Source organism: Sorangium sp. So ce302 (assembly GCF_051530145.1).
In the GTDB taxonomy this organism is placed as follows: Bacteria; Myxococcota_A; Polyangia; order Polyangiales; family Polyangiaceae; genus Sorangium; species Sorangium cellulosum_B.
The window spans coordinates 11,684,755-11,705,143 of sequence record NZ_CP150326.1 but is presented as its reverse complement, the minus strand read 5'-3'; the positions used below and the strand labels follow the sequence as shown (position 1 = coordinate 11,705,143).

Genomic DNA, 20,389 nt, shown 5'->3' with positions numbered 1-20,389 from the left:
CCTCCGAGAGGGCTGCCCGTGATGAGCGCGCCGCAGCCGTCCTCGGGCGCAGCGTCGCTGGGATCGCGCCGCGGGCGAGCTCGCCGGGGCCTGCTGGTGCCGGGGACCTCGGCGCCGAGCCGCGCGTCGTGGCCGGCCGCGCTGTCAGCCGCCGCCGTCTCGCCGGCTCGCGTCGGTCGTCCCCGGAGCGGCTGGCAGCTCGACGCTGTCGCAGCAGCGGAATCCCGTGGAGTAGTCGTGATAGGTCGGCTCGTGGGCGATGGTGGTGAAGTAGCAGCCGGGGCCGAGCTCGCTGGTCGTGCTGAAGAAGCCGCCCATGAACACGCCGTTTCCCTCGTGCCACGGCTGATCGCGGCGCTCGACGCCTTCGGTGCTCATCCGCATCACGAGCTCGTCATCGACCATGTCGCCGACCCACTCGTGCAGGTTCCCGATCATGTCGTGGACGCCGAGCTCGCTGGCGCAGCCGGCGTGTTCGCCGCTCCTCGCCAGGAAGCCTGGTTTCTGGTCGAGGTCGGGGCTGTTGAAGTGTCGTTCGTAGCTCCACCCGCCCGGCGGGTGCTCGCCGAAGACCTCCCGCAGGAGGTGGGGTTTGCCGGTGTTGCACCGCCCACGCTCGCCGCGCGGGCCGTAGGGGTAGCGGTGGGCGCCGTTGCCGCGGCAGGCGCGCTGCCATTCCCGCCGCGTGCAGAGGCGCTTGCCCGCGGCGACGCAGGCGGCCTTGGCCTCGACGCGGCTGATGTACGCCTGCGGAAAGACGCCGGCCGCGCTGCGGGCGAGGTACCGGACGCCCGGCTCGGGGCGCTTGAAGTGCGGGTGGACGGAGAGCTCTCCGCCGGCGTCGATGACCAGGTGCGCCTCGTAGCGATCGATGCAGAAGCCGCTGACGAGGGCCATGTCGGTGGGGCAGGGGCCCGGCGGCGGGGCGGGAGGGGCGAGCGGCGGGGCGCCGGCCGAGCCGAGCGGGGGCGTCTCCGCGGGGGCGGCGCCCAGGCTGACCGCGGTCGGCGTGGGACCGGGGGCTGAGCCGCTGAGGATGCCTGAGCCGGCGTGCGCGCTGCCGGCAGATGTCGGTGCCGTGAGCGAGGAAGCCGCGGTGGGAGCCATGCTCTCGGCGGCGGGCGACATGTGGGGTTCCCCGAAAGCGTCCGCTTTCTTCCCCGGGCTGGTGCCGCCGTCGTTCGGAACGGAGCACGCCGTGAGCCATACCAGCGCGGCGAGCAAGGCTGAACTTGCGGGGCGTGACGGGCGGCGTCGGGGCAGCGGGGATCTCTTCGACAAGCGAGCCTGGAGGCGATCGCGGGACGGCGCGGGCGGCACGAGGCGGAGTGTACACGCGCCCCGCGCCCGTCTGCGCGGGATTGCGGCACGCTCTTCCGCCACGCGCGCCAGCGCTGCTCCCGTGGCTCACGTCGTGGTAAGTAAGGTCACGCTGAGGGTAGAGGCGAAGCCCCGAAGTCAAGGAGCCTGTCGCGCTCGATCGGCGGAGCGGTGGTCTCGTCTCGCCGCAACGGTTCGAGCGAAGCGCTCAGGCTGACGCCCCGCGCTTCTCGCACTACGATGGCGCGCATGAGAATGCGCACATCGCTCCGATGCCTCGCTGGTGTCGGCATCATGGCCGTATCCGGTTGCGGGCTGGTGCTCGGCCTCGACGACTTCGAGGACGCCGCAACCGCGGACGCCACGACGGCGACGGGGACAGGCGGAGGCTCCACGTGCGAGCCCGAGCACGTGATCGAGTGCTACTCCGGGCCCCCCGGGACGAAAGGCGCCGGGATCTGCGAGGCCGGGACGCAGGCGTGCAAGCAGGACGGCTCCGGGTACGAGGCGTGCGAGGGCGAGGTGATGCCTGCGGCAGAGACGTGCGCGAGCACGGACGACGAGGACTGCGACGGGAAGGATTGCGTCAGGTGGGCGAGGCTCATCGGCGGGGCCGAGGAGGAGGACGTGACCGGCGTCGCGACTGACTCAGCGGGCAATGTTTATGTCGGTGGCAAGTTCACGGGAGCGATGTCGTTCGGAGACGATGTGCTCATCGCTGCCGGAGGTAACGACGCGTTCCTGGCCAAGTTCTCTGCTTCTGGGGAGTACGTCTGGAGTCGACAGGTGGGCGACGTAAAAGGAGATACCGTGTACGCACTCGCGGTCAATTCGCAGGGCGAAGTCATGGTCACGAGCTTGGAGCTCGAAAGTCAGCTGGCCTCGATGAACATGGTGCTGCACAAGTACGACCCGGATGGGCGGTTGCTGTGGCGGAAGCCGCTGGGCGGAAAGATCTGCGGGCTCGTGCCGAGCGCCGTGAGGGGGATGACGTTCCTTCCAGATGGGGACGTGGTGCTCGTGGGGGACTTCTGCGGAACAATCCGATTCGATGACGAGCACGTTGTTTCCAATGAGACTGATTCGGAGGAAATATTCGTGGCCAAGTTGCGGTCTTCCGACGGTTCCGTCGACGATGAGAGCGGCTGGGTTCGGGTGTGGGGCGGTGAGGATGCGCAGATTGCCCAAAGAGTGATCGTCGATGCGGCTGGCAATATTATCCTGGCGGGGCACTTTTATGACGAGCTGGTTCTGGGGGACCTTTCATACGCGTCCGCTGGTGGCGCGGATGTGTTCCTGGCGAAGCTCACGAGCCGTGGCCTCGTGAGCTGGGCGAGGGTTGTGGGAGGCACCGACCACGAGACGCTGCAGACCATCGCTGTCGATAGACTGGGTGGTCCGGCTCTCGTGATAGGGTTCCAAGGGACGGTTGATTTTGGTGGCGGTGAGGTCGTGGTGAATGAACGCGCGAGCGCCTTGCTAAAGTATACGACCTCTAACGTTTACGAGTGGGCTCGAGTCTTCGATGGTGCGCTGACTATTGGTGGGATCTTGGCCGAGTCCGCGAGTGATGTGATGATCGTTGGTGGCCTGGTCGGTACTGTGGAGTTGGGCGGAGATTTGCTTCGCGCGAAATCCGAGAGAGATTTGGTGCTCGCGAAGGTTGGGCCCGAAGGTGAGCCACTCTGGACCAGGACCTTCGGTTTGATGGGGGAGGACGGCGTGAGCGCGACGGCGAGCGTGCTCAGCGGCCGCGGTGAGCTACTGATTGCCGGCGCTGCGGATGGAAGGATTGATTTCGGTGCCGGGGTGATGACCCCGCAGGGCGATGGGGATGTCTTCGTCGCAAGTTTCAGCCCGTGAGGCGCCCGAGATCATTGCGAGGTGCCTGGCGGCCGCAGGCGGTGAGTGGCGATCGATCTGTGCGCTGGTGAGGCTTCTCAACTCACGGGCTGCATGGGTTTGCGATGGTTTCGCATGTGTCCGCGCAGCTAGTGCAGGTACACTCATAGACAGCGCGGTAGAGAGCCTCGACGCCCTCACCGCCCGGGCCGTTTGCGGCATCCGCATCGCAGCTTCTGAAGCACTCGGGGCGAGGGTCGTCTGTCATGCACCCCCGCGCGCAAAGAAGCCAGAGCAGACACCCAGTGTCGTCTGTGCAGGCATCCATGCAGCCGTTTCGTGTCGAGCAGCTCAGGCACTCCAAGGCACTGCCCCCTTCGTCACCCTGGCACTCACTCAGGCAGCCGGCGAGCTCCGGATCGACAGTGTCCCCCTCCAGCGACTGGAGCTGCTCGCACGTCGCGTCGACCACGCACCGCGCGCCGCACTCCGATGCTGGATCTGCGCAGTCGAACGGAAGGGCGTCGCACACGGGAAATCCGCATTCGTCTGCCTTGTCGCAGGCCTGATCGCACACGGTGGCGCCGCCGTCGCTGCCGCCCCCGCCGTCCCCGCCTGCTCCGCTCGACGTCGCGGCCGTCGTCGAACTGGTGCTCGCTCCCGTCGTGCTGCTCGTCGTTCCCGCGCTGCCGCTCGCTCCGCTTCCCCCGTCGCCGCCAGGGTTCTCCGTCGTCTCGCCCGAGCACGCTGCGAACGCGGCGCCCGCCGCGAGACAGAATACGAATACCAAAGAAGAAGTCCTGCTGCGCATCGCCGTTCTCCTTGGGCACGCCGCGGGTGTTCCACGTTATTGCCCCAACGGCGCGGGATCGTTCGCCTGCTTCATTCCCCCGGCAAGATTTTTCGCCGAGGAACCCATGCCCGGGCGCGCGCATCCCCGCGACCAGCTTCCGGTGACGCCGTCGCCCACCCGAAGGCGGCCCCGTCGTCGCCCTCCGCGCCCCGGCCGTGCCCGGCGCGCCCCCGGCACGCCACGCCATACTCGACGATCCCTCGCGGCCGCCTCCCCTCAGCCCGGCCCCGGCGACAGGGCCCCGAGCTCCGCGCCGCTGCGCTCCACGCCGAGCAGATCCCGCGCGGGCACCTCGCGCGCATCGCCCTGCCCGATCAGCACCTTCGACGACCGCTTCGGCCTGAAATCCGGCCGGTTCGGGTTGAGCTTCCACCAGCCCCCCTCGAAGATCACCCACGGCTCCTCGCTCGCGCGCACCACCTCCGTCGCGAACCGCGCGCGCGTGATGCCCGTGATCGCCCTCGTCTCCGGAAGCGCGGCCGCGAGGCGCTTCAGCCCCTCCGGCATGCCGCCGTAGCTCACCTGGGTCACCACGTTGTGGCCGGCGTCGAACCGGTAGATGCTCGTGCTCAGCACCTCGATCGACGGCGAGGCGTCGCTCACGAGGATGTTGTTCCGCAGGCGGCAACCCCAGCTCCCATTGCCGCACTGGAGCGCGGGCCGGCCCCTCGCGCTCAGCACCACGGTGTTGTTGCGGATCAGGTTGTTGCGGCAGCCCCAGAGCGGCAGCGCGTCAGGCCCGGTCACCTGCTCCGGAGCGCGCGGGCCGGGCTCCACATAGGCCCGGTCGAACGGGTTCGCGTTGTCCCACTGCGCGATCCCGCTGGCGAGGTTGCCGTAGATGAGGTTGTTCTGGATGACCGAGTCCGACACCCCGGCGAGGTTGATCGCCCCGCCGCCGCTGCGCCCGTTGCCGTTGATGACGTTCTGCTCGATGATGAAGTTCACGCCGCGGCCGTCCGGAAACCCGTGCTCGCCGAACCGCTCCGTCGCGCCCTTCATCAGCTCCGTGGCCCAGGCGCGGGTCGGCTCCCTCCGCGGATGATCCCGGAACGACGGGTGCTCCAGCACCGCGTCGAGCGAGGCCTCCGGATCGAGGTTCGCCTGGAACCCGCTCGCGTTGTTGCCGAAGAACACGTTGCGACGGACCACGTAGTTGTCCGATCCGTCGGATATGTAGGCGCCGTGCTCGCCCGCCGAGAAGGCGAACAGGTTGTCCTGTAGCAGGACCGTGTGGCTGTCGGTGGAGTGAACCCCCCACGTCCGATGGTGATGGGCGAAGTTGCCGACGATGGCGATGTGGTGCGCGAGACTGCTGGTCTCGCCGAAGGCGCCGTCGATCATGATCCCCGCCTTCGGCTCGGCCGCGCTCTGCCTCCCAGGCGCGCTGCTGCCAGCGAGGCGGAAGCCCTCGATCACCACGTGGTGCGCCGTCTTCAGGTAGATCATCCAGTTCGGATCGGCGGCGCACCCCCGGTTGATCACGACCTCGCCCGGGCTCCCCATCGCCTTGAAATGAATGTACCGCTCCTGGCCGGCGCTCGGCTTGTCGCCAACCGAGAACCCCGCGTACGTCCCGGGCAACACGGCGATGAGATCGCCGCCGCGCGCCGCGTCCGCCGCCTCCTGGAGCGTCGCGAACGCGCCTGTGACAGGGAGGTCCCGCGGCTCGGCCGCAGCGCCGCGCGCGTTCAGATCGAGCGCGGCCACGCGGATCGCGGCGGGGGCCGGCGCGCCGACGACGAGGACGCGCTCGTAGCGCGCCTGCAGCTTCAGCGTCTGGCGCACCCACTCGTCGGAGTCCCGCGTGGTCACGAACGGCTCGGCTGCAGTGGGCGCCGGCGGCTCTGGCGCCTCGGGGGTCTTCGCCGGGGTGGGCGGCTTCTTCGCCTGCGCCGGCGGGGGCGCCGCGTCCTCGGGCGGCGGCCCCGCGACCTGGATCGTGCCGCTGCAGGCAAGCGCGGCGACCGCGACGAGCGCGCCGCCGATGCGCGCGCAGCCACGGGCCAGCTGGATGACGCTTGTCGATCCTCTCATCTCGACGCTCCGGGGAAGGCCGCCCCTCCGAGGTGCGCCGCGCGTGCGGCGCTCGGCTCGGCTACCCCGGCTTACCCCAAAGCGCGCGCTTCAGCCAGACGAGCGCGCGCCTCGGCCAGGGCCCGCGCGCGCTCGGCCCGCATCGCGCGCAGCGCGCCGAGCGAGGTGCGACATCTCCTTCCAGCGGCGGCCGTCATGCAGCCGACACGTGCCCGTTTGCTTCCGTCGCTGCCCTTCCTTTGGTACGAAGAGCTCATGAAAGCGCTGCCCTCGCTCGTGAGCGTCGCTCTAGCCGGCGCCACCCTCCTCACGCTCGCGCCCGAAGCGCAGGCGAACATCAAGAATCCGAACGATCACCCCCGCTACTTCGCCGAGCTCGAGCCGCACGGGGATTTCGTCTTCATGCACCGCGACTACGGCCTGCGGCGGTACGGGCCCGGGCGCTACAACGGCTTCGGCGACCCCGAGTTCGGCCTCGGCTTCAGGGCGAGCATCGAGCTCGCCGACCCGGCGTTCATCCCGAAGCTCAACAACACTGTCGCCATCTCGTTCGGGCTGGATCTCACCAACTGCAGGTACTGCCGCCGCGACTTCACCATCTGGAGTCCGGTCACCATGCAGTGGAACTTCTTCTTCACCGATCAGTGGAGCGCGTTCGCCGATCTCGGCGCAGTCGTCCGTACCGACGGGTTCTACAACGACGTGTGGCTCGACTTCGTCACCATGGTCGGCGGCCGCTACCACTTCAACGACAACATGTCGCTCACGATGCGGATCGGGTATCCCTTCTTCAGCGTCGGCGTCTCGTTCTTCGTCGGCTGAGCCGCTCCCCGCCGGCTCTGGCCCTCTGGCGGGCTGAGCCGCCCCGGGTGCCGCCCTGCTGTCGCGCTCTCCTGGCGCATCCGGGGCCGGCGGGAGCGCACGGCCTCCGCCGCGGGCGGCATCTCGCCGGGGCGGGCGTACGGCGCGGACATCGGGCACGTGCGGACAGGGCCCGCCCTGGTTAGACTAGCCGGAGATGGTCGGCTGGTATTTCGTAGGCATCCTCGGTCTCGCCCTGCTGATGGTGGTCCACGAGGGAGGGCACTTTCTCGCCGCGCGCGCTTACGGCATGCGCGTCTTGAAGTTCTCGATCGGCTTCGGCCCCACCTTCTTCAAGGTTGTCCCGAAGGACGGGTACTACTGGTTCACGACCGCCGCGGACAAGGTCCGCGTGCGGCTCTTTCGCCACGACCCGGTGAAGCACGGCCCCACCGTGTTCCAGGTCGCCATGATCCCCTTCCTGGCGTACGTGCAGATCGCGGGGATGAACCCCCTCGAGGAGGTCGATCCCGAGGACAAGGGCAGCTACGCGAACGCGAGCCTGATGGGCCGGATCGCCGCGATCTTCGCCGGTCCGCTCGCCAATTACCTGTTCGCGTCGGTCCTCTTCTTCGCGAGCCTGATGGTGGGCGGCAAGCCCCACCGCCTGACCGACATCGGCGTGGTCGCCGGGATGCCGGCGGCGGCCAGCCTGAAGGACGGCGACCGCATCGTCGAGATCGACGGGACCCCGGTCCGCGACTGGGAGAAGATGGCGGAGATCATCTCCAGGAGCCCCGGCCGTCCGCTCGACCTCGTGGTGGAGCGCGCGGGCGAGCGCGTCTCGGCCAAGGTCACGCCTGCCAACGAGAGCGGCTCGGGCAAGATCGGCGTGATCCCCGTCGGGCCGGTCCAGCGGGTACCGGTGACCGCGAGTGAGGCCGCGCTGCTCGCGCTGAAGATGCCGCCGAAGGTCGTGCAGGACCTCGTCGTCGGGCTCGGCCAGGTCCTCACGGGCAAGATCGAGGGCGAGCTCGGGGGCCCGGCGCGGATGATCGGGGAGACCGCGCACGCGGCCAAGCGCGGCTTGCCGCACGCGCTCGAGTTCCTCGGGGTGCTCTCGGCCTACCTCGGCGCGTTCAACCTGATCCCGTTCCCCGCCCTGGACGGCGGCCGCCTGATGTTCCTGTTTTACGAGGCCGCCACGCGGCGCCGGCCGAACGCGCGCGTCGAGGCGCACATCCACCTGGTCGGCGTGTTCATGCTGCTCGGGCTGATGCTCTACGTCACCGCGAACGACTTCGGCCTCGGGTCGAAGTAGCCCTCCCTGCGTGGCGACGAGGCCGCCCGCGCGGGTTCTCGCGCCCGGCGGGCGCCTCGCCCGCGCGGTGATGCGGCTCCTGCTGCGCTGCCTGCCGCTGCTCTCGCTCTGGCCGTGCGCGCGGCCGGCGTCCGCGCTGGCCGCGGCGCCGGGCGCGTGGTCCGACGAGGAAGACGAGGCCGTCTTCGACGTCCCCGCGCCCCCGACGCTCCCCGGGCTCACGCTGCGCGATCCGACCTTCACCTTCGAGTACACGGCGGCCGTGATCGAGCCCGACGCGGCGAGCCGGGCGGGCGGCAAGCTCGCCTTCGCCTGGTACTCGCACGGCGAGATGGAGGTGCCGCTCGTCCCGCGCAAGTGGTTCGTCGGCGCGGTGCATGACAGCGCCGCGGCGAGCGTCCCGGGGGTCGAGCGGTCGATCCTGCTCGGGAGCCCCGAGCTGTACGGGCGCGGCGTCTGGTCGAGCGTGCGCGGGCTCGCCTCCGGCGGAGGCTTCGGCGTCGTGCTCCCGGTCCCGCGCGACGTCTCGCGCGACCAGGCCGAGGTGCTCCGGACGGCGCGCGTGGTGCGGCCGTGGGACGAGACGCGCTTCCGGGAGCTCACGCTCACGTTCCGCCCCTGGTTCGACATGCGGCACATCACCGGGCCGTTCATCTTCCAGCTCAGGCAGGGCCTCGACTGGTCGCTGCTCGTGCGCGGCCCGCGGTCCGGGGAGCGCCGCACCGACATCACGGCGCACACGGCGTTCTACTTCGGCTACCGGATCGCCAGGCCGGTCGGGGTGGGTCTGGAGCTGTGGGAGGTCTACCAGCTGACCCAGGACGTGCTGGACGACCGGCGCGCGACGTTCGCGGTCTCGCCGAGCGTCCGCTTCATCCTGTCGAACGTGCAGCCGGCGCTGAGCGTGCTCCTGCCGGTCACGACCCCGCTGCGCGGCGACGTCGCCTCGTATTACGCCGCGCGGTTCAGCGTCGGGTTCACCTTCCCGACAGGCGCTCCACGGGCTCCCCCGTGAGCGCGGCGGGCGCGCTCGCCGGGCGCGCTTCTGGCCGAAGGCGCGGAAGGCGCGGGATCGGCTTCGAGTGTGCGTGCATCCAGCGCGGGCGCTCGGTACCCTGGCCGCGTGGTCAACGCAGGATGGCTCCGGCGCGGTCTGGTTCTCGCGGCGCTACTTGGCCCGGCCGGCTGCTCGACCCAGCTCGTGAGCCTGAACGAGGGGCCCCGCGAGTACGTCGCGACGGACTACGAGAACGTGCTGCGCAGCTGGACGCGCACGGAGCACCTGTTCGCGCTCTCCGAGCTCGACAACTTCCTCACCGCCACCGCGACCTTCGAGTCGTGGGACTTCCGCTGGGCCTACGTGGTCCGCTACGCGCAGGACTACCGGCTCACGATCGAGCAGCGGCAGAAGCTGCTCGAGAAGACGCTCGAGGAGACGCGCCAGCGCCATCAGTTCTTCGTCGCGATCTTCGGGGGCGAGCGCAAGTACAACGACCTCTCGACGCCGAACAGCGCGTGGATCGTGCGGCTGATCGACGACACCGGGAACGAGACGGCGCCCGAGGAGATCGTCGCGATCGCCAAGCCGAACGCGCTCGAGCGGACCTACTTCCCGTACAACACGGTGTGGCGCCAGGCGTTCCGCATCCGCTTCCCGCGCGCGACCGCGGACGGGAAGCCGACGATCTCGCCGAGCGCGAGGTGGTTCGGGCTCCGCTTCGCCGGGGCGCAGGGCAACAGCGAGCTCGTCTGGCAGGTCAACGAGGAAGCGGAGCCCATCGATCCTGCCGAGCTGGAGCAGGGGGCCGCGCGGCCGCTGGGGCCGAAGAGCGGCCAGCTCTAGCTCCGCCCGCCGGGCATTCCGCCAGGGCTCGCTGACGCGCGGAGCCAGCCGAGCCCCGCGCGGCCTTGGCTCCGCGCGCCGCCTCAGCCGCGCTGAGCGTTCATCGAGACCGACTGCGCCAGGATGGAGAGCAGCTCGGGCGTGCTCTCGAACAGCTCGCGCAGCGTGGGGTGGTCGGCGAGGAGCACGAGCGCGCCGCCCCCGGCGGCGCGAGCGATCGAGGGCGCCGGCTGGCCTCCGAGCAGCTCCGAGGCGAACAGGAGCTCGCCGGGCCTCGCGGTGCCTGCGATCGCCTGCGATCGCTCCGCGACCAGCTCCAGCGCCCCAGCGCCGATGATCACGAGCCCGGGGATGGGGTTGCCGGCGTGGATGAGGTGCTCGCCGGGCGCCAGGCCGCGCAGCCGGAGCCGGCCGAGGACGCGGCGCAGCAGCGTATCTTCGAGCTCGCCCAGCGGCCCCATCGTGGCGCCTGCGAGCGACTGGATCCGGTCTGCGACGGTGCGCAGCTCGTCGAGCACCCAGGGGCAGCTGCGGAGCGCGTGATCGATGGTCGCCTGGTCCCAGATCGCCACCCGCGCGCCGTCCGCGCCGGCGACGACGCGCAGGGCGATGCCTTCCTCGAGCGTCCCTCGGGACGGCACGAGCGTCCGCGTCGCGGCGCGCTCGGCGGGGATATCGACGATGTTCGCGCACACGGCGGCGTCCCCGCGCAGGACCAGCGCCGCCCCGTCGACGGTGAGCTCCTCGTCGGACGAGAGGTCTTCCACGCGCGCTGCGAGCGCGAGCTCGTCGTGCATCTCCTCGGGCAGGTCCGCGAACGCCTCGATCTGCTCCAGGTCGCGGCCGGTGAGGGCCGCGGCGTTGGCGGCTGGCGCGGCGCTGGCCGCGCCGGGCCGCGGCAGATCCGGCGCGATCTCCGGTGCGAGGTCGAGGGCCGCGAGCGCCTCCGTCTCCGGTGGCGCGCTGGGCGGCGCGTCGAGCGCCATCGCGGCGAGGTCGGCGCTCTCGCCTGCGGCCGACCGCCGCCCCTCGACCGCGGGCGCATCCACGCGCGGCGCCGCGGCGAGATCGGGGAGGGCCTCGACCGAGGCCGGCGCGCGGGCGTCGGTGGCGGACGCAGGCCGCGGCGCGGCGGCGGGCGCCTGGGCCGGGGGCTCCTCGACGAGCGCGAGGTCCGCGTCGTCGAGCAGCTCTTCCACGGGTTCCGGCGCGGGCTCGCCCGAGGCTTCATCGAGCGCGCGCGGGCGCGGCGCCTGGACCTCGGCGCCGTGGGGCGCGGGCTCGCCGCGGGACGGGGTGGCCGTCGTCTGCAGGTCGTCGTCCTGCTCCGCTGCCTGTGGCGAAGGCGGAGGGGCGGCGAGCCGGCTCGACATCGGCGCTTCGAGGTCGCTGTCAGAGAGCTCGATGACGATCGTCCCCTCGATCGTCGACTCCGCGGGCGACGCGTCTGCGCTCGCAGGGGGCTCGATGTTTGCGCCGTCGCTCGCGGAATTTGCGGCGCCCTTCGCGGGAACGGTGTCGGCCGAGGCCCCGAGGTGTCCTGGGGGTTCGTTTCCGGTGGGCGTCGCCGGGCGGGTGCGCGCCGCCGCAGGCGTCGGGGGCGCGGGAGGTCGCGCGGAGATCGGCTTCCGCTTGAGCGTCAGATCGAGCGGCGCTGCCGAGGTGATGACCTCGTCTTCCTCTTCGTCGCCCGGCTGTGGCGTCGAGGGATGCCTGCGGGCCACGAGGTACGTGTCGCCGTTCGACGTGATGATCTCCTGGGGAGGCCGCGGCGGCGCGGCTGGCTCCGCGTCCTCGGACCAGGGGTCGAGGATCGGCTCGCGCGGCCGGCGTTTGGAGCTGATCGCTCCCTGTGCGGGCGCGGCCGTGCCTGTGCGGGCCGGGGTGGGCGTCGGGGCCTCAGCCTCGACGACGATCTCGCCGATGTCGTCGCTGGGCGCGTGCTCGTCGGCGGGGGCTGGAGGGCTCGGGGCCTGGTGCGACGCCGATGTCTGGAGCGAAGCCGCTGCGGCCAGAGGTGCGGCGGATACCGGCAACGATGGCGCGGGGGGCTGCGCGGGCGGCGGCACGGACGCCGGCGATGGCGCGGCGGGCGGCGGGCCGGCGGGTGATGGCGTGGCGGACGCCGAGACAGACAGCGGTGGCGCAGCAGGCGATGGCGGCGGCGCGGCGAGCGGCGGCACGGCAGGTGATGGCGGTGGCGCGGCGGCCCCCGTGGGCGCATCGGGAGGCGCAGCAGGCGGCGCGACCGGCATCGACGAGGCCAGCGGCGGCGCCGCGGGCGGCGGAAGCGCGCCGGGCGGCGGTGTCGCGGAGGTCAGCGTGGGCGGCGGCGGCGTCGGGGGAGGCAGAGCCTGCGGGTGTGGCGGCGTGCTGATCGGCGGCTGCGGCGGCGCGAAAGACGGCGGCGACACCGGCGGGGGGAGCACCTGCGGGTGTGCAAGCACGCCAGCTGACGGCGCAGCGGGTGTCGGCACGGCGGGCGGAGGCGGAGGCTGCGGGCGCGGAGGTTGAAAAGACGGCGGATGCGGTGCTGGCGCAGGCTGCGGGCGCGGGGGCGCAAAAGGCGGCGGGTGCGACGCGGGTGGAGACCCGAACGTGGGCGGAGGCGGCGCGGGTGGAGGCCCGAAGGACGGCGGAGGCGGCGCTGGCGGAGGTCCGAACGACGGCGGGTGCGACGCGGGTGGAGGCCCGAACGACGGCGGGTGCGGCGCTGGCGGAAGTCCGAGGGACGCCGGATGCGGCGCTGGCGGAGGTCTGAACGACGGCGGGCGCGACGCGGGCGCGGCGCCTCCTGTCGCCGGCGGCTGCGGCTCCGCGATGAGGCTCGGCAGCGGTGGAGCAGGTAGAGGTACCGCCGGAAGCGCCGACGGAGGTCGCGGTGCCGCGGGCGGTGGCTCGCTCATGGAGCGTGTCCCGGCGGGGCGCGGGGGCTGCAGGGGGCTCATCGCGGGGTCGGACCGGCCGCGCTCCGGCGATGGAGGTAGTAGGGCAGACTGCAGCTCCTGCGGCGTGGGCACGGAGGCAGGGCGAGGGGGGATCGATGACGGCCGCCGCGATGCTCCCCGCGGTACGGCCGGCGGTGGTATCGGGGCGGGCGGTCGCGCGCTCGGTGTCTTCACCTGCGCTGTCACCAGAAGCGGGTCCGTGGTGAGCTGCTGCCGGAACGACGGAACCCCCGGCGCGGGAGGCAGCGGCGGAATGGCGTTCGCCATGGGGGCAGGCAGCGGAGGCGCCGGCGGTGGCTGACTCCGGTACATCGCGCCGGCCTGGACGTTGGGCGCAGCCGTCGGCGGTGCGGAGGGCGCGGTCGACGGCGCCAGCGGTTGCGCGTGCGGTGGGTCGAGCCGCTGCGGGTACGCGGCGGGCGGCGGTTGCGAGCGCGACACGGGCGGAGCCGCCGGCGCGAAGGGCGGCGGCTGCGAGCGCGACACGGCAGGCGGAGCCGCCGGCGCGAAGGGCGGCGGCTGCGAGCGCGACACGGGCGGAGCCGCCGGCGCGAAGGGCGGCGGCTGCGAGCGCGACACGGCAGGCGGAGCCGCCGGCGCGAAGGGCGGCGGCGGCTGAACGGGCGGCGCAGCCTGCGGGAAGGCACCGCCGGGAGGCTGCTGCGTCGGCCGCTGCGCCATCGGCGGCGTGGGGGGCGACGTGCTGCCTTGCGCATGGCCGGGCGGCGCGGGGGAGAACGGCGCGATCGGTCGTGCTCCGGCGCCCTGCCCGCCCTCTGCGCCCGGGCTGAGCGGCGGCGACGGCCGGGACGATCCCGTCAGTCGCTCTGCTTCGGCCGCCAGCTCCGGCTGCGAGAGCGGTTCGAACATGTCGATCTCGATCGAGGGCATCGAGGCGCGCAGCTCCTGGGTGAGCGACATGCGGCGGCGCCAGGTCTGCTCGTCCGACGGCGGCGCCTCGTCAGAGGACGGGGGCGGCGCGTCGCCTTCGCTGTCGATGGTCTCCAGGAGATCGGGATCGCTCGGCTGCCCGACCTCCGAGGCCATGACCTCCTCGAGCGCCGTCACGCACAGCCCGAGCTCCGAGGCGCGGAACGGCTGCCCGGCCGCCCCGGCGGCGTCGGCCGCGCGTCGCAGCCACACGATAGCGTCGCGCCGCTCGCCGCGCGCCCACAGCGCGCTTGCCGTGGAGATCCCCCACACGACATCTTCATCGTCATTCGGGTGAGGTTCGGGGAGGGCGACCACGCGGTTCGCCATGAGCAACACCACCTATCACAGGCCCCACTGCGGCCGTTTACCCCATGGTACCGAGCGAGCCGACGTCCCGGATCGGGCGTCGCGCGAGCCCCGCGGCGCGGAAAGCCGCGCCACCCAGGAGCTTAGCCGCGCTCGCTACGGCACGTACAAATTACGGTACGGAACTCGCTTTTAGCGCTCGCCTCGCCATCGTTGCCCGCCAGCAGCCCGTCAGGTGCCCGTCAGAACCCGGTGCTGGCACACATTCGCGACGCGAACGCGGATCCAAGGCGACGCTCCGACGTGAATTCGACGTGGCCCGACGTATAAGGAGCGAACGCCGCGTGCGCCTGCAAAGCGCCCGGCCAGGGGGCCTGGCGGATCCTGGTTGAGAACGGGGCACGCGCGGGTGCGTCCGCGGCCCGTGCAATGACGCCGGGTCAGGTGGAGCGCCGTCCACCGATGCGCCGCGGCCGGCAGCCCAGGCCCGCCGCGCGACGGCACATCTCCTCGACACCATCCCGCGATGCGGCCTCTCCGGGCATGCGTCTCGCGAGCCAGCCGATGAGCGTCAGCCCCGCTGCGCGGGCGTCTGCGGGCATCGTCCCGTCGTTCAGGAGGCTCGCGATCTGGGCGATCAGACGCGTGCGCGTTTCCTCGGGCGCCATCCTGGGTGCTCCATGAAGCATTCGAACGGGAAAGTCAAAAGAACCGCCATGCCGGCGCGCAGCCCCGTCGGCGGGCACCTCGACGCTGTGTGCTCCTCGACATCCCGTCTGTCCCGCTTGCCTGGGTCGGCGGCGTGCCAACACCCTCTGTGCAGTGGCGTCAAGATAAATCACACAGGGTCAAATTGGCGCGATCAGCACCTCGCGATCCTTGGCGCCGTTCGCGGGCCCGACGAGCCCGCGCTTCTCCATCGCCTCGACCAGCTTGGCCGCGCGGTTGTAGCCGACGCCGAGCTTGCGCTGCAGCCACGAGGTCGAGCAGCGCCGGGTGTCGGCCACGATGCGAACCGCGGCGTCGTACATCGGATCGGCCTCCGCGTCGGACGTGTCGGGCTCCTCGCCCTCGTCGTCTCGGGGCCGGAGGATCGCCTCGTCGTAGACGGGCTCGCCCTGGAGCCGGAGGAAGTCGGTGATCTTCTGGACCTCCTCCTCCGAGCAGAACGGGCACTGGACGCGGCGCGTATCGTTCGAGCCGTTCATCTTGATCAGCATGTCGCCGCGGCCGAGCAGGTGCTCCGCGCCCTGCTCGTCGAGGATCGTCCGGCTATCCACCTTCTGCGCGACACGGAAGGCGATGCGCGTCGGGAAGTTCGCCTTGATCATGCCGGTGATCACGTCGACGCTCGGCCGCTGCGTCGCGAGGATCACGTGCATGCCGGCGGCGCGCGCCTTCTGCGCGAGGCGGGCCACGCTCGCCTCCACGTCCTTGCCTTGCTGCATCATGAGGTCGGCGAACTCGTCGACCACGATCACGATGAACGGGATCTTCTCCGGCAGCGCCGCGTCCGACCCGTCCTTCGCCGCGTCGATCTCCACCTCGAGCCCGTCGGCGCCGACGGCGCTCACCTTGGCCGGGGGCTTCGGCGGGCGCGCCTCGCCGCGCTGCACGCGCTCGACCCAGGCGTTGTAGGTCGTGATGTTCTTCGTCCCCGCGTTCGCGAAGAGCTGGTACCGGCGCTCCATCTCGTCGACGGCCCACTTGAGCGCGTTCGCCGCCTGCTTCATGTCCGTCACGACCGGCAGGAGCAGGTGCGGGATGCGGTCGAAGGGCGCGAGCTCGACGACCTTGGGATCGATCATCAGCAGCCTGAGCTCCTCCGGCGTCTTGCGGAAGAGCAGGCTCACCAGCATCACGTTGAGGCCCACGCTCTTGCCCGCGCCGGTCGCGCCCGCGACGATGACGTGCGGCATCGACGCGAGGTCGGCGAAGTACGGCGTCCCGATGATGTCGCGGCCGAGCACGCACGGAAGCGGCGCCTTCATCTCGATGAAGCGGCGATCCTCGACGAGCTCGCGCAGGTTGACGGGCAGGCGGTGCTCGTTCGGGATCTCGAAGCCGATCCGGTTCTTGCCGGGGATGGGGGCGACGATGCGGACCTTGCGCGAGAGGCCGAGCGCGAGGTCGTCCGCGAGGCCCGCGACCTTCGACACCTTGGTGCCGGCGGCGGGAGAGACCTCGAACGTCGTGACGGTCGGCCCCGGGTGGATCTCCTCGACCTTCCCGCTGACGCCGTAGTCGGCGAGCGTCTTCTCGAGGAGCTGCGCGGTCGCCTTCAGCTGATCCGCGTCGAGCTGCAGGCGCCCGCCCGCGGCCGCCTCGAGCATGTCCGTCAGCGGCAGGCGGAAGCCCGCTCCGGCCGCCGGGACGACCTTCACCACGGCCGGCTTCTCGCTGACGAGCTCGCGGCTCGTGTCGACGATGGTCGGGTCGCGCGGCGCGACCCCGCGAGCCCGCTCCGGGCCGATGGCGGGCGAGGGCTCGCGGTGGGCCACCGCGGCGTCCGGCGCGCGCGCGGGCAGCTCGCGATGAGCCGCCGCGGCGTCCGGCGCGCGCGCGGGCAGCTCGCGATGAGCCGCCGCGGCGTCCGGCGCGCGCGCGGGCAGCTCACGCGCGGGCAGCTCGCGCACCGGCAGCTCGCGCCGCTGGCGCACGGGCAGGATGGGCGACGGTGTCGGCACGTCGACCTCGTCCGGTTCTCCGAGGGCGGTCACCATCTCGTCGTCACCCGGGTCGAGCGCCGCGAGCGCTACCGGCTCGTCCTCGTCGAGGTCGCCCTGCTCCTTGTCGAGGTCGCCCTGCTCCTCGTCGAGGTTGCCCTCCTCCTCGTCGATGTGCGCCTCGCCTCCGAACGGCGGCTCTTCGCTGTCCTCCTGGGCGGCGGCGCCGCGCGGCGCCGCGGGAGGCGCGGCGCGACGCCGTGCTGCTCGGCGCTGCGTTCCCTCGCGCGGCTCGGCAGCGCGCTGCGCCCGGCCGCGCGGCTCGGCGCCGTGCGACACCGCCTCGCGCGGCTCGTCGTCCCGCTGCGCTGCCTCGCTGGGCTCGGCGCCGCGGGTCACCACCTCGTGCGTCTCACCGCCGTGGATCACCAGCTCGTGCGGCTCGGCGCCGTGGGTCACCACCTCGTGCGCCTCCCCGCCGTGGATCTCCACCTCGCGCGGCTCGGCGTCGTACAGCTCTGCCCCGCGCGGCTCCGCGCCCTGCTGCGCCGCTTCGCGCGGCTCCTTCGCCTGCGCCTTCCGCCCGCGCCGCGGCTTCGCCGGGGCGGCCGGCTCCTCGGGCGACGCGTCGAACGGCGCGCTCTTCCAGAGATCGAGCGCCGGCGCCTCGACGGGCGCCGGCTCGACGGGCGTTGCCCTGGCGGCGGGATCGGAGGGCCGCTCGTCGGTGTCGTCGGCGAGCGCGGCGATGATCGCGTCCGGACTCGAGTTGCGCGCGATGATCGGCGGCGCGTTCTGCGTCTTGGCCTCGGTCTGCCGCTCCAGGTCGCGCGCCGCGGCCCACGCCCCGAAGAGCGCGCGCGCCCAGCCGGCGACGCGCACGGCGATGGCGATCGCGAGCTGCTCGGCCCGGTGCGCGAGCTCGATGAACGAGAACGTCGCGCGGCCCATCAGGATGAGCGCGACGATGGTGAGCCCGATGATGTAGGACCCGATGTTCGAGAAGAGCGCGCGCAGCACCTCCCCGAACAGCTCGCCCACGGCCCCGCCGAGCGGCATCGCGCCGAACGCGACCGCGCGCGGGAACGCGACGTGCGCGAGCGCCGCGAGCACGATGACCACCACGATGTCGCCGCTCAGCCGGAACAGGCTGGCGATCGAGCGCTTCGCCCCCAGGAGCGGCATCGCGAGCAGCGCGAGCTCGAGCGGGACGAACCACGCGATGACGCCGATCGCCTCGATCGACGTCCCCGCGAGCGCAGCGCCCACGGGCCCCACCCAGTCGTCGCCGGAGACCTCCGGCCGCAGCGGATCCCCGCGAAAGGACGCGAGCGCCAGCGCGCTGTACAGGGCGGAGACCAGCAGAACCAGCGCCGCCGCATCCCGGGTGTAGCCATGGCCCGGCGGCGCAGCAGGACCCGCGATCCCTGCTGGGCTGGTCCGCGCGGCGCCGCGCGCGCCGGACCGCAAGGGCTCGCCAAGGCCGGCGGCGGGCTGGGCACGGCGAGGAGCGAACAAGGGGACGTGCATACCTACCTGTACCTACTTTGCTCACATATGCGCACTTCGCTCCGGGGGCAAGAAGTATGGGAGGGCTGCAAGAAGTGGAAGAGACCGGAAGCGGCGGGACAGACAAGGAAGGGGCGAGGCGGCGTGAGCGCCGCCAAGCGCCGCGCGCCTGAGCTCGCCGGGAGGGCGAAACGCAGCCGCTTCCGGGCAGCGTAGGCGAGGGGGAGGGAGCCGGGAGGGCGGGGATCGCCGGCCGACGGCGCGCTGGAGTTCTGGCCAGATTTCGCGCAGACTTTGAAAAGGCTCCTCTCTATCCCGGCCTTGAAATTCTTTCAAACAGAGCGCTGCGGGCGGTACCATCCCGACCCTCCTGGGACGTGCATGGAAACTGTCGAACGAGCAGGGCGGCGCGTCGGCGCTGCGGGCCTTCTTTTGCTGTGCCTCGCGACCGCGGGCGCAGGGCTCGCGACGAGCGGGTGCCGCGTCAACGAGAACGACATCCACCGGTGGGAGACCACGGCGCACGGCCCGGACAAGCTCAGGGCGGTGCTGTTTCACGATAAGTACGACAGCTCGCTCCGCGTCGAGGCGGCCACCTCGCTCATCCGCATGAAGCCGCGGCAGGGCCGGCGCGTGGGCATCGGCATCATGGTCGAGACCCTCGCGACCATGGCGCCGGAGGCCCGGCAATCCATCGTGGCGGCGCTCGTGCCGTCGATCATCGCCGAGCTGAGGAAGCCGCCGCCCGTCGCGCAGCCAGGGCAGCCGCTCCCGCAGGACACGTCGTTCCCTTACAAGGACGCGGCGTACGCCATGCTCACGTCGGATCGGACCGTGATCATCGCGGACGAGGGGCTGAAGGAGGGGCTCAAGGCCGCCCTCATCGACTGGGCGATGGCGGACTTCGAGCACCGGCTCGAGGACCGCTCGCAGGCCTACGGGATGGAGCAGCTCCTGCGCTTCATCGGCCCCGCCGCGGTGGCCGGCCTGCCGAAGCTGATGACCCGCGAGGCGAAGCGGCTCGACCAGCTGGCGTCGCTCGTGGCCGAGTACGGCGACCCGCCGACGAAGGAGGCCGCCTCGGCGAACCTGGTCGCCATCGCCAGGTTCGTCACCTCCGGCGAGTGGACCGCCGTCAAGAAGCCCGAGCTCCAGGCGGCGAACGCCGCGTCGAAGCTCGCGCCGACCGAGAAGCAGTTCGAGGCGCAGCTCGCGCAGTACCAGGAGGAGGAGCTGTTCCGGGTCTTCGGGTCGATGAAGAAGCTCGGCGGCCGGCCGTCGGTGGATTTCCTCCTCGGGTTCGCGGCGAACAAGGAGCAGCCGGAGAAGCGCCGCCAGGCCGCCCTCGCCGCGCTCGAAGGCCGGCTCGATCGCAACAACCCGAGCGACATCCAGCGCATCCTCGAGATCGCGACCGCGGACGCGCCCGACGCGGTGCTCGACCAGGCCTTCCGCCGCGTCGGCGAGATGCCGCGCGAGCTCGTCGTCGAGAAGCTCTACGGCCTCTTCAAGACCGACAAGTGGAAGATCCGCCGCGCCGCCGCCGCGACCATCCTGAAGATGTCGACGGCGAAGCACATCGACGAGTTCATGAGCAGGCTCCCCGACGGCAAGGACAGCAAGGGGTTCGCCATGCCGGAGGCGCTCACGTACGGCGCCGCGCTCGGCGACCTGAAGGAGGGCTCGCCCGTCGAGGCGCTGAAGAAGCACTTCACCGCGGGGCCGGCGGCGGTGCGGACGAGCGCGATCGCCTACTACTTCACGTTCGGCACGGCGGCCGATCTCCCGGCGGTCAAGCCGCTCGAGGGCGACACCACGCGCGTGCCGGTCTGCGAGGCCGACCCGGACTGCAAGTGGGCGTGCGAGGTGCAGAAAGAGGGATCGACCGAGCGCGAGCTCAGGGACGTGAAGACCGTCGGCGAGTTCGTTCAGTACTGCATCGAGCCGGCCATGCAGGACAGGAAGCCGGAGCTCGAGAAGGGCGAGAAGAAGTGACGCGCTTCTTCGTCC

At 71.7% G+C, this 20,389-nt stretch carries 14 protein-coding genes; 9 read left to right on the top strand and 5 right to left on the bottom strand.

The window, feature by feature from the left end:
* Positions 1 to 144 precede the first annotated feature (144 nt).
* Entirely contained in the window at positions 145 to 1,128 is a 984-nt protein-coding gene (locus WME73_RS44330) for an SUMF1/EgtB/PvdO family nonheme iron enzyme (RefSeq protein ID WP_437913505.1), read from the bottom strand.
* Between the two features lie 441 nt (positions 1,129 to 1,569).
* Here WME73_RS44330 and WME73_RS44325 point away from each other — a divergent pair, with 441 nt between their 5' ends.
* Positions 1,570 to 3,183 carry an SBBP repeat-containing protein gene (locus WME73_RS44325; RefSeq protein ID WP_437913504.1) on the top strand — a complete coding sequence of 538 codons (1,614 nt, stop codon included), beginning with the start codon at positions 1,570 to 1,572 and terminating at the stop codon, positions 3,181 to 3,183.
* 1,048 nt (positions 3,184 to 4,231) lie between these two features.
* Here the strand turns inward: WME73_RS44325 and WME73_RS44320 are convergent.
* Complete coding sequence (locus tag WME73_RS44320; RefSeq protein WP_437913503.1) at positions 4,232 to 6,052, bottom strand: right-handed parallel beta-helix repeat-containing protein; 1,821 nt, start codon at positions 6,050 to 6,052, stop codon at positions 4,232 to 4,234.
* A gap of 255 nt (positions 6,053 to 6,307) precedes the next feature.
* Here WME73_RS44320 and WME73_RS44315 point away from each other — a divergent pair, with 255 nt between their 5' ends.
* The 4 genes from WME73_RS44315 to WME73_RS44300 all read left to right on the top strand — a co-directional run bounded on the left by WME73_RS44315 (position 6,308) and on the right by WME73_RS44300 (position 10,017).
* Positions 6,308 to 6,874 carry a hypothetical protein gene (locus tag WME73_RS44315; RefSeq protein ID WP_437742297.1) on the top strand — a complete coding sequence of 189 codons (567 nt, stop codon included), beginning with the start codon at positions 6,308 to 6,310 and terminating at the stop codon, positions 6,872 to 6,874.
* A 196-nt stretch (positions 6,875 to 7,070) separates the two neighbouring features.
* Positions 7,071 to 8,174 (top strand): M50 family metallopeptidase, encoded by a 1,104-nt coding sequence (locus WME73_RS44310; RefSeq protein WP_437913502.1) that lies wholly within the window; start codon positions 7,071 to 7,073, stop codon positions 8,172 to 8,174.
* Positions 8,175 to 8,184: 10 nt separating this feature from the next.
* The gene (locus tag WME73_RS44305) at positions 8,185 to 9,189 is read left to right on the top strand and encodes a hypothetical protein (RefSeq protein ID WP_437913501.1); all 1,005 of its coding nucleotides are present in this window, start codon (positions 8,185 to 8,187) and stop codon (positions 9,187 to 9,189) included.
* 108 nt (positions 9,190 to 9,297) lie between these two features.
* Positions 9,298 to 10,017: a hypothetical protein gene (locus tag WME73_RS44300; RefSeq protein ID WP_437854232.1), complete on the top strand. Its 720-nt coding sequence runs from the start codon at positions 9,298 to 9,300 to the stop codon at positions 10,015 to 10,017.
* Positions 10,018 to 10,100: 83 nt separating this feature from the next.
* Here WME73_RS44300 and WME73_RS44295 read toward each other — a convergent pair whose 3' ends face one another.
* Positions 10,101 to 11,741 carry a cyclic nucleotide-binding domain-containing protein gene (locus WME73_RS44295; RefSeq protein ID WP_437913500.1) on the bottom strand — a complete coding sequence of 547 codons (1,641 nt, stop codon included), beginning with the start codon at positions 11,739 to 11,741 and terminating at the stop codon, positions 10,101 to 10,103.
* A gap of 199 nt (positions 11,742 to 11,940) precedes the next feature.
* Between WME73_RS44295 and WME73_RS44290 the strand changes: the two genes are divergently transcribed.
* From WME73_RS44290 to WME73_RS44280, 3 genes are all read left to right on the top strand, one after another.
* Positions 11,941 to 12,531, top strand: a complete 591-nt coding sequence (locus WME73_RS44290) for a hypothetical protein (RefSeq protein ID WP_437913499.1) — start codon at positions 11,941 to 11,943, stop codon at positions 12,529 to 12,531.
* Positions 12,532 to 13,293: 762 nt separating this feature from the next.
* Positions 13,294 to 13,584, top strand: coding sequence for a hypothetical protein (locus WME73_RS44285; RefSeq protein WP_437913498.1), 291 nt, complete (start codon positions 13,294 to 13,296; stop codon positions 13,582 to 13,584).
* 249 nt (positions 13,585 to 13,833) lie between these two features.
* Positions 13,834 to 14,193 carry a hypothetical protein gene (locus WME73_RS44280; protein WP_437295800.1) on the top strand — a complete coding sequence of 120 codons (360 nt, stop codon included), beginning with the start codon at positions 13,834 to 13,836 and terminating at the stop codon, positions 14,191 to 14,193.
* Positions 14,194 to 14,644: 451 nt separating this feature from the next.
* Here WME73_RS44280 and WME73_RS44275 read toward each other — a convergent pair whose 3' ends face one another.
* Positions 14,645 to 14,872 (bottom strand): hypothetical protein, encoded by a 228-nt coding sequence (locus WME73_RS44275; RefSeq protein ID WP_437913497.1) that lies wholly within the window; start codon positions 14,870 to 14,872, stop codon positions 14,645 to 14,647.
* Positions 14,873 to 15,052: 180 nt separating this feature from the next.
* Positions 15,053 to 18,400 carry a DNA translocase FtsK 4TM domain-containing protein gene (locus tag WME73_RS44270; protein WP_437913496.1) on the bottom strand — a complete coding sequence of 1,116 codons (3,348 nt, stop codon included), beginning with the start codon at positions 18,398 to 18,400 and terminating at the stop codon, positions 15,053 to 15,055.
* Between the two features lie 360 nt (positions 18,401 to 18,760).
* On the opposite strand from WME73_RS44270, the gene WME73_RS44265 reads away from it, so the two are divergent.
* Positions 18,761 to 20,374 (top strand): hypothetical protein, encoded by a 1,614-nt coding sequence (locus WME73_RS44265; protein ID WP_437742290.1) that lies wholly within the window; start codon positions 18,761 to 18,763, stop codon positions 20,372 to 20,374.
* The last annotated feature ends 15 nt before the right edge of the window (positions 20,375 to 20,389 follow it).